This is a genomic window from Alteromonas mediterranea DE (assembly GCF_000020585.3).
Taxonomy (GTDB): Bacteria; Pseudomonadota; Gammaproteobacteria; order Enterobacterales; family Alteromonadaceae; genus Alteromonas; species Alteromonas mediterranea.
In genome coordinates, this window is the sequence record NC_011138.3 from 3,754,603 (window position 1) to 3,767,614 (window position 13,012).

The following is a 13,012-nucleotide window of genomic DNA, read 5'->3' on the forward strand; positions in this document are numbered from 1 at the left end:
GTTTTACAGACGTAAAAAAACCGGCTTTGAAGCCGGTTTTTTCATAACGCTTTTTGCTTAAGCTAAGGCATAGGCCATCAGCATGCAAAGCACCAAACCTGTAACGCCAAAAAAACCGTACTCGATTTTTTCCTGCATACCTTCAGCACCTGCTTTAGCAGTCATAAAGCCCATAACGATGCTGCTTAGCCCTAGCGTAAAGGCAATTAGCGCAACACCAAACATAATTGCATTAATCCAATCAGCCATTGTGATAACCCCTTAAAATTATTGGGGGTATTATGCACCAATAATTAAGATTTGAACATGCTTGGATGGGTTTAAATATGCCGTAAAAGGCATAAATTGATCTTAGTCAAAATGGCTAATTTATTATTATATTCGCCAAAAAATGAAGCCGCCTATATTTCCCGCCCTCTCAAAAAAACATAACCCACTGAAAAATATAATCTTTAAATTATGGCAAGAGCATTGCTCTATTCTTTGCAAACAGGCTATCGCCGCCGCTTTTAGCAAGCCCTGGCTATACCGAACTACATTTTGCACGCGCACTACCGTGTTATTAGTGAAATAAGGAATGAACAATGTCTAACAAACTATTACTTTCAGTTGTCATCACCAGCGCTTTAATCAGTGGACAGGCACTTGCACACGATAAGAACTTTCAGACCACCAGCTGTGATATGGAGCTTGATGGTCACATTCAATACTATCAAGGCGAGTTAACCGTAACCATGGATAATGGCTCGGTGATGAGCATAGACGCTCAACACAATATGACCGTTAACGGCGAAGCTGTGTCGCTTAATCGCGAGCAAAAAAAGTGGGTGGGTGAATACTACGACAATATAGATATGGCCATTCCAATGACACTGAACATTGCCAGTGAAGGTTTAGAGATTGCTAATGTCGCGGTAACTGAAGTATTCACAGAGCTCCTTGGCGGCGACCAAATGGGCGACGACTTTCGTGAACTCTTTGACTCGCTCGACGCTAAGCTCAACACCTCATTTTATGATGAAGCGGGTAATATCCGTGTCGATTCAACCAAGTTCGATGAGCCAGGTTGGTTTGACGAAAGCTGGGAACAAGAATTTGAAACACAGATAGAGTCATTGATTAGCGAGTCGATAGGCAGAATTTTAATAGCCGTAGGTACTCAGATGCTATGGGAAGGCGGCGATATGTCTGAATTCGAAGAAAAAATGGAACGTTGGGGTGAAGACCTAGAATATCGTCTTGAGAGTCAAGCCGCCGCATTAGAAGAAAAAGGCGATGCTTTGTGTAAAGTGTTGAAACAGGCTGATTATGCTGAAGGAAAAATGCAGGCGTCAATTGCCGGGCTTGAAGAGCTGAACCTGTTAGATATCGATGGTCATGCAGAAATGATGATGTAATAGCCCTTCGTATCAAAACCATTAACATCTATAAAGCCAATGATGGGTAACGCCCATAGTTGGCTTTTTTCGCAAGTCCGCCCCCTATACTCGTGTATTAACCCCGTTTAAACCTTTGCGCTTTTAGTGCCGCTTTTTAAGGCAATCAGTAAAACGACTTACGTATTGATAAAAGCAAGGCTTTGCAAATTAATGTAATCTACGGCTATTAAACAAAGGGTATTGAGACTATGACGCTAAATTTAGTAATTACGGGTTATGGATGGTTAGCCGGGTATGTTGGCGAAGCACTTAACGATGATTTCAATATTGTCGGCACAAGTAGAAGTCGGGACAAATGCCATGCGTTACAAGCGCAAGGTATCGAAGCACTTGAATATGCGCTAGGAGATAACACCAAGCCCCTTGAACGCTATTTACCTAATGCAACCTTATTACTCAATGTACCGCCCGGCCGACGAAGCACCAATTTAGACGCCTTTACAAAGCACATGCTGTCATTAATAGATAGCGCGATCAGGGCGGGCGTTGGGCATATTGTTTTTATCAGTACGACCTCGGTTTACGGTGATAATACTGATGAGACATTGACAGCGCAGGCCCCAACCAACCCTCAAACTGCGTCGGCAAAAGCGCATGTAGCAATAGAGCAATATTTACTGTCACTGCGAGAGCAAATTAACGTAAGTATTGTGCGGTTAGCGGGCTTGGTTGGCCCAGACCGTCACCCGGCCCGTTCGTTAAGTGGACGTCAGCTAGAAGCGGGTAATAAAAGAATAAACCTGGTTCACGTTTTTGATATCGTTAAGGCGCTTGGCGAAATTATTCGCTGTACCCCACTGAATGACACGATACATCTGTGTAGTTTGTCTCACCCCAAACGGGGGCTGTACTATGTTGAGGCTGCTAAAGCCATGGGTATTGAGCCGCCTGATTTTACAGGGACCGACGCTGAGCCTGGCGGGAAAGTAATTGACGCCCGCGAATGCTGGGCGCAGTTAGGTATTACGCCCGAGTTCGCTGACCCCTATCGCATGTTCTAAATCAATAAAAAACGGCAAGCCCGTTACCAAGCTTGCCGTTTTTGTTTAGATGTAATGTGTGAAGCGGTTTACCCGAAAAGGTTAAACCCAAAATATTTCACTGCGACTGTGTTTATAAAAATAACAAGCAGAATTAACGGTATAAAGGTTTTAAGCGACACATCTACATACTTTTCAAACCAGCTACCCTTGTATCCGCTGCTACCTTCTTCCAAAGACGCGTTGAAGTTAGCGCTCTTCCAACGGTAAATAACAAACAAGCAAATAAGTAAGCCGTTGAGCGGTAAAATAGTGTCGTAGAACACGTCGTAAATCACATCAAACAAAGACTTATCTGCCCCTGCGTAGTGCATAAACGAAGTCAACATATCCACTTTACCGAACGATAATGCGCTCAAAATGGCTAACACAATCATAATACTGCCTAAAGAGCCTAGCGCCCATTTGCGACTTACGCCTTTCTCGTCCATCAATGCCGCAACCGGTACTTCAAAAATAGATACCAGTGAAGTAATTGCTGCGAAGAACACAAGCAAGAAGAACAAGCTCGCTACAATCGACGCACCGAGATACCCGATTGAATCTTGTAACGCGAGAAAGATACTCGGTAGGTAAGTAAAGATCATGCCAACCGAAGACTCACTTAAATCATCAGGGTTAATATCTGGGTTAAAGGAGAAGATAGCCGGAAGAATCATTAACCCCGCAGTAAATGCAACCGCCGTATCGGTTAATGCAACCAATTTGGCCGAGTTAGGCACATCCGCTCGTTTATCAATATAGCTTCCGTAAGTGATCAGAATACCCATACCTAACGACAGCGAAAAGAAGGCTTGCGACAAGGCGCCGTTGACAACTTCAGCCGTGATTTTTGAAAACTCAGGCACGATATAGAACTTAACCCCAGCCATGGCATTTTCTCGGGTCAGTACAAACACTACCAAGCCAATGAGCATAACAAAGAGTGCTGGCATAAGCAGCTTTGCCGCTTTTTCGATGCCTTCTTTTACCCCGCCTTGAAGTATGAGGTACACCACCCCAACCACAACTGCCATATAGGCGAAGATTGCCTCTGAGTTAATAAACAGCACAAAGGTTTCGGGGTTAGCGAGTTTGTCTAAGTTTCCGCTTACCGCTTCAAACAAATAGCCAAAAAGCCACACGGTGATAACCATGTAGAAAACGGCAATCATGAAAGGTGTAGCAATGGCTAACCAACCTGCGACCTTCCATTTTTTTTCGTTACCGCTGATATCGCTGTACGCGCCTAATGGGTCTTTTTTAGCATGGCGTCCTACTGACATTTCCGCCAGCATAACCGGCAAACATATCGCAAAAACGAAAATGGCGTACATTAACAAAAATGCGCCGCCGCCGTTTTTAGCTGCACCGACAGGGAAACCAACCAAATTACCAATGCCTACTGCAGAACCGGCAGCAGCCAAAATAAAACCTATGCGCGATCCGAACTGTTCTCTGGCCCCGCTCATATCCCTTCCTCTCGTTGAGTTATTGTTATAGCAGTTCGCAATAAAAACCCGACACCTGTTGTATGTCGAAGGTTAATGCCATGCGAACTGGTATTATTTTATTATCAGGATGGCGTTCTGTTATTATGACTCACGTGTGGCGTCAACGCGTTGTATTGCAACCTTTATGGGCTTATCAATACGCTGCACCAATCCCAAAAATAGCATGGTAACAGCAGTGAAATAAAAAGTCTTGATGTTGAACTTGTTGAAATGATGAAAGACCGTATCACCAAGTTACCACTTCACCGTTCCAGTCGATAAAATGGCAAACTTGCTCTCTATCTAGTTGAGAAAGGTGCGTAATAAGCTGTTTCGCCGTAAACTCAGGGGTAAATAGTTTCTTAGCAGCGACATTCTTTTGAAAAGGCTTTGAAAGCCCGGTATCAACGGTGCCCGGGTGATAGCAAACCAGCATTGTATTTTTTACTCTACGCTTGTATTCAACCGATGCGGTTTTAACAAACATGTTAAGTGCGGCTTTCGACGCGCGATAGCCATACCAGCCACCCAAGCCGTTATCAGAAATACTGCCCACACGTGCACTTAGACATACAAGGGTCGAGCCTTCTTTGCTCACGATATTAACAAGGTGTTTTAGCCACAGCGCAGGCGTAATGCTGTTAGTACCAAAATACGCCGACAGTGCCGCTTCGTTTATATCCTCTAAACGCTTTTCCGGGTGAATGGCGTTTTCCTCGTTATGCAAAAAACCCGTGGTTATCACCACAGCGCTTATCACTACCCCCTGCTGCGCTAACTGCTGTACAAACTCACCTATGTGTTTATCGTCCTGCGTTGAGATTTGATAATATGTGACACTTTCTGTTTGCTCAAAGTCTGAAGCCGGCGCACGGCTTACCGCGATAACGTCATTGCCCATTGAGCGGTATTGGTCAACTAGCGCAGCCCCAATTCCCCCAGAAGCCCCAACAACTAACACCTTATTTTTCATTGGGCTCTCCTGGTATACAGCGGTCGCACTGGCGTTTTTTGCCCGTCAGCAAATAAGAAATAGTGTATCTATGCTTCGCGAAAACGTTATAAAAGGCATCGGCCACGTGGCGAATAAGCGGCCAACGAAGGGGCGCGTAAAGCCAGCCTACACCAACCGCTTTCCACGCCTCATGGGTGACATCGAGGCCGGTTATCAAGGTACCATCATCACGAAGTCCATGTATTCTGGCATTAAGCGCGTGCCAGTCTAGCGCGGGATAGCGAATAGAAAAATCAGGCGACTGAATATCAACCAGCGTTAGCTTGTTGTGTTTATCTCGTTTTGCTAGGTGTCGCATCTCTGCGATACATAAGGGGCAATAGCCGTCATAGAAAATGATCACTTTTTACTACCTCTACTACATAGAACGCATCGATAATGGCTGTTTTGCCCGAACAGGCAAAATCAATAACCCTCACTGGAGCCGTAATCTATCGTAAAACTCATCACGCGCATTTGGAGCGTCAAGCTTAAAACCTTTTGCGATGACATCACATTATTCTTATTTAATATTCGTTTATACGATAAAAAAACACGCTTGGATGACTTGTGTTGAAGGCGGGGCGCACCCACACTACAACCATAGATTATGAGAGGTTTTATTATGGCAAATTTACAAGTCGCGACTTTGGCGGGCGGATGCTTTTGGTGTATCGAATCAGCGTTTAACACCGTTGAGGGTGTAGAAAAAGCTATTTCTGGCTATGCTGGGGGCGAAAAAGCCGATCCAACTTATGAAGAAGTATGCACCGGTACTACCGGCCACGCCGAGGTAGTACAGGTAACCTTCGATGCAGATAGCATTAGCTATCGCGAAATATTGGAAATTTTCTTTGCGTTGCACAACCCTACACAGCTTAACCGGCAGGGTAACGACGTAGGCCCACAATATCGCAGTGCGGTTTTCTATCACAACGCCGAGCAAAAGGCTGAAGCTGAGAAAATCATCGCAGAAATTACTGAAGAAGAAATCTGGCCTGACCCAGTAGTTACGGAAATCGTAGAGATAAACAATTACTACGATGCCGAAGACTATCATCAGGATTACTTCAAAAATAACCCGCAAAACCAGTACTGTTCAATGGTGGTTGCGCCGAAACTGGCGAAGTTTAAGAAAACCTTTGCTTCTCGTCTGCGCAGTGACGCGTAACGAGAATCAGCGCGAATAACGCTGGTCCCGTTTTAATAAAAAAAGGTTGCTTTATTGGTGCTAGCAACCTTTTTTATGTGTCAGCGCTAACACTGATTTATTTAAACCACGCGTTATTTATCTTAAGTGGAAATAATAGAGGCGCTAAATCTTCATATCGGCTTAAGTGAGCATCACACGTCGCGTTTTTTAAGTAGTTCTTTTCCCAAGGATCGTTAATGATCCACAGGGTATCTTTAATGACCACCACCCCTTCCATCGATGCATTATCCATGGTGTACTGCTCGCAATTCTCGTCGCCGGCAACATCAAAGGTAATAGGTATGCGTTTGGTTGGCTTTTTACCGCTGACATCAATTACCCAAAGTTCATTGTCATTTCTTGCAGCCCCCAGCAAATACGACGCGCCTGTTGTGTGCGTGTAGAAGGTTAATCCGTTGATAGGATGATTACCAGATGTAAACCGGGGTAGCTGCAAACTAGGTTCACTTAGCGCTGCAAAGTCACTGGATTCAAAAAAACCGTCATCAACATTCAGCGAGAAAATTCTTGGCTGGCCGGCCTTGTCCTTCTCTAACCCTAAATACAAGGTACCGTCGTCGGCCATGGCAAGACCTTCAATACCGTCGTTAGGAAAATTACCCACTTCAAGTGCTAGAGGAAATTGGAGTGGACGCACATTTGACATTTCTACTGTGCCATTATCTTTGCGGGTAAGCTTGACCAGCAAGGTGGGATAGTCTGTTGAACCGGTATCCTCATACTTGGTTTCACACCGTGGACTTAATGCTCCGGTGCGTGTGGCATCTTCGGTTACCGTATAAATCACATCGGTATTTCTGGGGTCTACGGCTAATGCTTCCAAATCAGGCTGCTCACTAAGATAGCTGAAAAAGCAGCTTCTACGCACACTTCTGGCAAACGAAAAACGCTCGCTCGATACGCTAAGTGTGGCGGTTTCTGGCGCAATAGTGTGTAGCTTTAATTGTTGCGTAGCGTCTGCGCTTGCATCGGCAATAGTGACAAGTTCACCATCAATTTCTACTAATCCCGATGTTTGGGGATCAAACATTACCCTACCATTTTGATCTAAAATCCAGCTTCCCACGGTAACTTCTGTTAAGTCTTGGGGCTCTGGCGTAATAATCACGTCTTGGGGCTCGCTGCAGGCGCTCAGCAGCAATGCTGTAACCACAGCACTCGTTAAGTGTTTAAGCATGTTGTGAAGTCCTGTCTCTATTTAACCGACTGTGGGCAAAATAAAAATTTGTAAGGGAGTATATCGAGCATACCGTTTATGCACAAAAAAGGGTAAGGTTATGACGATATTTTACAGTACTCATAACAACATGCGTAAAAGGTAATGCGCAAAGACCCACTGCGTTATTTGTGGCTTACGCGTTGTATGCACCGTGCTTGTTGATTACAGCTATATCGATAACATTGAAGGAGAACGTCATTTCTACGCAGCACTTGCCCCTCGTCATAGCAGGGCCCATCGTGAGAAAAGTTACATCTAACCTTTGTTATATTTGGGTAGTAACCAGTTCGGATGATGCACCTTCATTAACCTTGTCACATGATGAAGCGCCGATTGACGGCGACCGCCAAAGCGAAACCATTTGCGTAGGCACGCACGCGTTCATCCATTTACTTTCATTTTCAGCCTCCAAACCATTTGACGATAGCGCTCGGGTATCTTACCAACTTCACTTCGATAACAAGGAACACCAGGCCAGGTGGCACAAAGAGCAGCAAGCGCTTCTGTACACAGGGCAATCGACGTTAAGTTTTCACTTTACCGAAACGCCAAAGACTATCTTACACGGCTCGTGTCGCAAGCCGCATTTTCACAGTGACGATGCGTTAGCGCAGGTAGACACGCTTCATGAACATGCCTTTGGACAAAAAAGTAGCTTCCCTGATCTGTTGCTGATGACAGGGGATCAGATATACGCCGATGATGTTGCAGGCCCTATGCTTAAAGCCATACATAGCGTGATCGCTCGTTTAGGCCTGTTTCATGAGACACTGGAGGGCGCAGTGGTAAGTAATACGCAAGAACTTGCTACACACCCTCACGGCTATTATGAACGCGAGCAACTACTGCCGCAGATTTCGACAAACACGGTATTGTCATCTCTTTTCTTTGGTGCGAAAAAGAAGCCCGTGTTCACATCGGTAAACGCGCAAAACCACCTGATCGGCAGCGCAGAAATCATTGCCATGTACTTATTGGTGTGGTCCGACACACTGTGGGCCGAAATAACGATTGATAAAGACGGTATTCCCGACAAATACAGCGCAACTTTTGATAAAGAAAATGAAGCACTTAAAGGCTTTGTAAAGCAACTGCCGCAGGTGCGACGCGCGCTTGCCCACATTCCAACCTACATGATCTTTGACGATCACGACGTAACCGATGACTGGAATTTAACCCGCGGCTGGGAACAAGAGGTTTACGGCAACCCATTGTCTAAACGCATGATAGGCAACGCGCTTATTGGCTACCTACTCTGTCAAGGCTGGGGAAACGCTCCTAAAAAAGTGACGGCGCTAATAGAAAAACTAAAACAGTCTACAGGTGAGCAAGGTATAGCTCAGCATGATGAGATCATTGACGACCTACTCGATTTTGACCAGTGGCACTATCGCCTTGATACAACACCGCCTATAGAAGTTTTAGATACGCGAACCCAGCGATGGCGCTCAGAATCTGACATGAATAAACCTTCCGGCTTAATGGATTGGGAAGCGCTGTGCGACTTTCAACACTCCATTATTGGAAAAGAGTCGGTTATTGTTGTTTCTGCCGCTCCGATTTACGGCGTAAAAGTTATCGAGGCCATTCAAAAAGTGTTTACCTTTTTTGGTAAAGCCCTCACCGTGGATGCTGAGAACTGGATGGCCCATAAAGGTACGGCAAACGTAATGCTCAACATTTTTAGGCATTACAAAACGCCACCTGAGTTCATCATATTATCTGGCGACGTACACTATTCTTTCGTGTACGACGTACGGCTGCGTTTTCGTCGCAACAGCCCTCATATCACGCAATTCACCTGTAGCGGTTTAAAAAACGCCTTCCCCGATGGATTGATCAAATGGCTAGATAGACTAAACCGCATTCTTTATCGCTCTAAATCGCCATTGAACCTTTTTACTCGTCGAAGAAATATGTCGGTAAAAGCAAGAGAGCCAAGTATGGGGTATGGCGAATTATTCAACGGATGTGCAATAGGCGTATTAAAAATTTCACATAAAAACACCGATGTGCAGTGCAAGGCTTTGTTGAGCAACGGTAAAGAGGTAGAATTCCCCACTTCAAAAAACGATTAGTTGAAAAGAGGTATCTAATGAGTGATAGCGCACTGTCAATCGGGTTATTTTACGGCTCTACAACCTGCTATACCGAAATGGCGGCAGAAAAGATTCAAGCGCAGCTCAATAGCCTTTTTGACGAAGACATCGTTGATTTGCACAATATTAGAGATGTCAGTTTAACGCGCACCGCAGAATACGACATTATTATATTTGGCATTTCAACGTGGGATTTCGGTGAACTTCAGGAAGATTGGGAGTCACACTGGGAAGAGGTTCACGGCTTAGACCTGTCTGGCAAAACCATTGCGTTATTTGGCCTTGGCGATCAGCTTGGGTATGGAGAATGGTTTCAAGATGCACTAGGTATGCTTCACGATGCAATTGTACCCTCAGGCAGCAATATCGTGGGCTATTGGCCAAATGAAGGCTATGAATTCACGGCCTCAAAAGCGCTAACTGAAGACAAAACCCAGTTCGTTGGCTTATCACTAGATGATGAAAATCAATACGACAAAACCGATGCGCGTATTGAAGCATGGTGTGAGAAATTACTGGTCTCTATGGCCTAACTCCTGTTAAAAACGGACACAAACGTTGGACAATAAAGGCCGCCTACATCAGCAGTTTTATCGCAATAGCCCAAGTCATAGGGATGGCGCAGACGTTTCCTTTCAAGACATTCGCAAACTGTTCAATTTTGCCACCATCACGGTTGGCCGATGGGTAACCGCTGAAGAACAGCAGATCGCAGCGAATCTTTTTTTTGATGCCCTTTACGATCTAGTTGCGATCTTAAATATAAATGAACAGGTGCTCTCGCTAAACGGATCCCTTTCTCTTGCGTTTGGCAGTGGCGGCCAAAAACACAGCAGCGCGCATTACAATAGTGCAAAGCGACAGCTTGCCTTGGCGAAAAACGCGGGTGCCGGTGCGTTGGCTCATGAGTGGTTTCACGCGTTCGACCACTACATTGCGCCTCGTATGTTTGAAGGCATAGCTGCAGGCAGTTTTGCAACACAGGCGTGGCTAGACAATGCGCCTATGAACCCTCATCCATTGAATCAAAAATTGAGCGATTGCTTCTCACTTTTGTTTTTAAATGATCAAAAAAGGCCAAATGAGTACTTTGTACGATCCGTAGAAGCTGATCGCGCGCTAAAAATGTATTATTATGCTATGCCTCAGGAGATGGCTGCCCGAGCATTTGAAGCCTGTATTCAAGATCACGAGATCAAAAATGCGTTTTTGGTGCAAGGTACAAAAAAATCAACGGAAGCTAGACTTGGCATTTATCCTCATGGTAACTTGCGTACATCACTCAACCAGGCATTGATGTTGTATTTTTACCAATTAGGTGTCGCTATTTCACGCAAACAAACCTAGTTTGTTGTTTTATTACCGTGAAACTGAGTATTTTTTCAACAACAAGTGTTAATGAGCACACTGTTTTTATACAAAAGTCTGTATATTTTTGTAACAAGCAGTATACTAAATGGCTCGAACGTAACAGAAGAAAGAAGACGAGATGAAAAGAAAAAAGCATACCTCGGCTGAAGACGAGGCTCAGATTGATATGACCCCCATGTTGGACATCGTGTTCATCATGTTGATTTTCTTCATCGTAACGACCTCGTTCGTGAAAGAGAAAGGTTTAGACGTAAACCGTCCAGAAGACAATCAAGCTAAAAACGATAAGCCTTCAAAAGCGCTTTCTATTCGTATTGATGCTGATGGCTCAATCATGATGGGTGGCCGTGAAGTAGACATTCGTCGTGTGGTTGCAAACACGCAAACATACCTAGCGGAAAACAACACGGATTCAGCTGCTATCCAGGCTCACGAAGATAGCGAGCACGGTACTGTGGTAGAGGTTATGAACCAAGTTAAAATCGCAGGTATCGAAAAAGTATCTGTTTTGGTTAAGAAGAGCAGCTAAAGCTCGGTCTTAACCAAGCGAAAATTAAGAAAAGCCACCTTCGGGTGGCTTTTTTCGTATAGGACCTTATACCAAAGTATCTCTTGTGCTATCGCATGAATTTTGTTCAGATCGTACCATTCGGTGTGTCTGGAAAACCCATGTTGAAACTCGGTTCCAGACTCGGATGTCACTGGAGCCATTATGCACAAAAAAATACTTTATACTGCTGTAGTTGCAGCGGTTATGTCAGCGCCCCAGGTGTCTGCAGCAACAATAGAACTAAGCGAAGCGTTCAACTATAACGCCTTTATCTTCGAAAACTTTGAAGGCGAACGCTCTGACGTTGAAGGCCGTCTGGCCGTTGGCGGCGAAATGAACGTAACCGATTTTAATGTCGGTTTGCTGCTATCACCGAGTGTGTCCGAGTCTGCGTTGTCTGTAGGCGGCAATCTTCATTTCACTCGAGGTGACGTACACGGCGGTCCTACGACTGTATCTGGCATGGTGTTTGGCTCCGAACTGACTTTCGATAACGCCCTCAACGCTCAGCAAACCGTTAACCTTATTAACTCGACCGTCGAGTCTGGTGGTATTACCTCTCAAGGCGACGTAAAACTTGGTAACTCAAAAGTGGTTTCAGGTGATGTTCACGCTAACACGGTAATACTTGGCGGGCCTAATAGCGTCTACGACAGTGCGAGCAATACCAGTGAATATGGTTCACAGGTTGAAAATGGCAATGTATTCGCGGAATCTAACGTTGAGCTTGATAGCAGTGAAGTTAACGGCGTAGTAACGCTCAACGACGTTAATAATTTTACTCCTCTTAACGAGTCAAGTGCAGCGGCCGTTGAGCAAGACACTGTCAGCAAGGCTGTTGTTGAAAACGTTGACTTCAATGCTATTGCTTCTGAAGTTACGGCGCAATCTCAAGCGTTTGCATCAATGACGTCGAATGGCACCACAACGTTGACATGTACAGATGCCAACGATCCTAACACAGCGGTAGTGTGTTCCGACCCGAACACCGCCAAAGTGAATACCATCACCTTTTCTGGGTCTGATGATATTAATATCTATGACGTTGACTCAAGTTGGTTTAGTGCGGCCGACAAAGGTATCGTTTACGATTTCTCTACCACCAGCTATAACATTATTAATGTATATGGTGAGTCGGTCGAGTTGTTTAATACGGGCTTTTTCAATACTGCGTTCACGCAAGAAAACGAATACTTTAGAGAAAATGGCCAATACAGAGACAACGATAATAACAAAGGCCAGCGTCACGATGGTCTTTATACCAACAATATTCTGTTTAACTTCGTCGATGCTGATTTTCTTACGCTACACAGCGTAGGTGTTAAGGGTAGCGTACTGGCCCCTTACGCAGAACTAAGCTTTTATAATGGCCACGTAGACGGCAATGTGATTGCTAATAGTTTAGTTACACCACTAGTAGAATTGATAAACGATGAAGGTGAAACCTACATGGCGCCAACAGGCCAAATAAATAACTACCAGTTTGGTGCTATCAACGTTAGCGAACCTGCCTCCATTGCCCTGTTATTTGGAGCGAGTTTCCTTATGTTAGCCAGACGTAGAAAGAACCAGGCGTAAAAAGGTCAGCGAGACATTGAAATGACGTCGTTAACCG

General features: G+C 44.8%; 13 protein-coding genes. 8 read left to right on the forward strand and 5 right to left on the reverse strand.

Translation table 11 applies throughout. The features are described 5' to 3' along the window. Positions 1-57: 57 nt before the first annotated feature. On the reverse strand, positions 58-249 hold the full coding sequence (locus MADE_RS16630; protein WP_012519804.1) for a hypothetical protein: 192 nt from the start codon (positions 247-249) through the stop codon (positions 58-60). A gap of 335 nt (positions 250-584) precedes the next feature. On the opposite strand from MADE_RS16630, the gene MADE_RS16635 reads away from it, so the two are divergent. Both MADE_RS16635 and MADE_RS16640 read left to right on the forward strand, forming a co-directional pair. Beyond that, entirely contained in the window at positions 585-1,397 is an 813-nt protein-coding gene (locus MADE_RS16635; RefSeq protein ID WP_012519805.1) for a DUF2884 family protein, read from the forward strand. 230 nt (positions 1,398-1,627) lie between these two features. Beyond that, positions 1,628-2,440 (forward strand): NAD-dependent epimerase/dehydratase family protein, encoded by an 813-nt coding sequence (locus MADE_RS16640; RefSeq protein ID WP_012519806.1) that lies wholly within the window; start codon positions 1,628-1,630, stop codon positions 2,438-2,440. A 68-nt stretch (positions 2,441-2,508) separates the two neighbouring features. On the opposite strand, the gene MADE_RS16645 is transcribed toward MADE_RS16640, so the two are convergent. From MADE_RS16645 to MADE_RS16655, 3 genes are all read right to left on the reverse strand, one after another. Further along, a complete protein-coding gene (locus MADE_RS16645) occupies positions 2,509-3,930 on the reverse strand; it encodes a sodium-dependent transporter (protein WP_012519807.1) in 1,422 nt (473 codons plus the stop codon). Between the two features lie 268 nt (positions 3,931-4,198). Further along, entirely contained in the window at positions 4,199-4,924 is a 726-nt protein-coding gene (locus MADE_RS16650) for an SDR family NAD(P)-dependent oxidoreductase (RefSeq protein WP_012519808.1), read from the reverse strand. Continuing rightward, on the reverse strand, positions 4,914-5,309 hold the full coding sequence (locus tag MADE_RS16655; RefSeq protein ID WP_012519809.1) for a thiol-disulfide oxidoreductase DCC family protein: 396 nt from the start codon (positions 5,307-5,309) through the stop codon (positions 4,914-4,916). The genes MADE_RS16650 and MADE_RS16655 overlap by 11 nt, the downstream gene beginning before the upstream one ends. Before the next feature lie 261 nt (positions 5,310-5,570). On the opposite strand from MADE_RS16655, the gene msrA reads away from it, so the two are divergent. Further along, positions 5,571-6,116: a peptide-methionine (S)-S-oxide reductase MsrA gene (msrA, locus tag MADE_RS16660; protein WP_012519810.1), complete on the forward strand. Its 546-nt coding sequence runs from the start codon at positions 5,571-5,573 to the stop codon at positions 6,114-6,116. Between the two features lie 97 nt (positions 6,117-6,213). Here msrA and MADE_RS16665 read toward each other — a convergent pair whose 3' ends face one another. Beyond that, entirely contained in the window at positions 6,214-7,335 is a 1,122-nt protein-coding gene (locus MADE_RS16665; protein WP_012519811.1) for a hypothetical protein, read from the reverse strand. Between the two features lie 254 nt (positions 7,336-7,589). Between MADE_RS16665 and MADE_RS16670 the strand changes: the two genes are divergently transcribed. The 5 genes from MADE_RS16670 (at position 7,590) to MADE_RS16695 (ending at position 12,975) form a co-directional block, all read left to right on the forward strand. After that, positions 7,590-9,455, forward strand: coding sequence for a metallophosphoesterase family protein (locus MADE_RS16670; protein WP_023559895.1), 1,866 nt, complete (start codon positions 7,590-7,592; stop codon positions 9,453-9,455). A 17-nt stretch (positions 9,456-9,472) separates the two neighbouring features. Beyond that, entirely contained in the window at positions 9,473-10,009 is a 537-nt protein-coding gene (fldB, locus tag MADE_RS16675; RefSeq protein ID WP_012519814.1) for a flavodoxin FldB, read from the forward strand. 25 nt (positions 10,010-10,034) lie between these two features. After that, positions 10,035-10,823: a CLCA_X family protein gene (locus tag MADE_RS16680; protein ID WP_012519815.1), complete on the forward strand. Its 789-nt coding sequence runs from the start codon at positions 10,035-10,037 to the stop codon at positions 10,821-10,823. A gap of 142 nt (positions 10,824-10,965) precedes the next feature. Continuing rightward, entirely contained in the window at positions 10,966-11,376 is a 411-nt protein-coding gene (locus MADE_RS16685) for an ExbD/TolR family protein (protein WP_015068094.1), read from the forward strand. A gap of 183 nt (positions 11,377-11,559) precedes the next feature. Beyond that, positions 11,560-12,975, forward strand: a complete 1,416-nt coding sequence (locus MADE_RS16695; RefSeq protein WP_020746611.1) for a collagen-binding domain-containing protein — start codon at positions 11,560-11,562, stop codon at positions 12,973-12,975. Positions 12,976-13,012 lie beyond the last annotated feature (37 nt).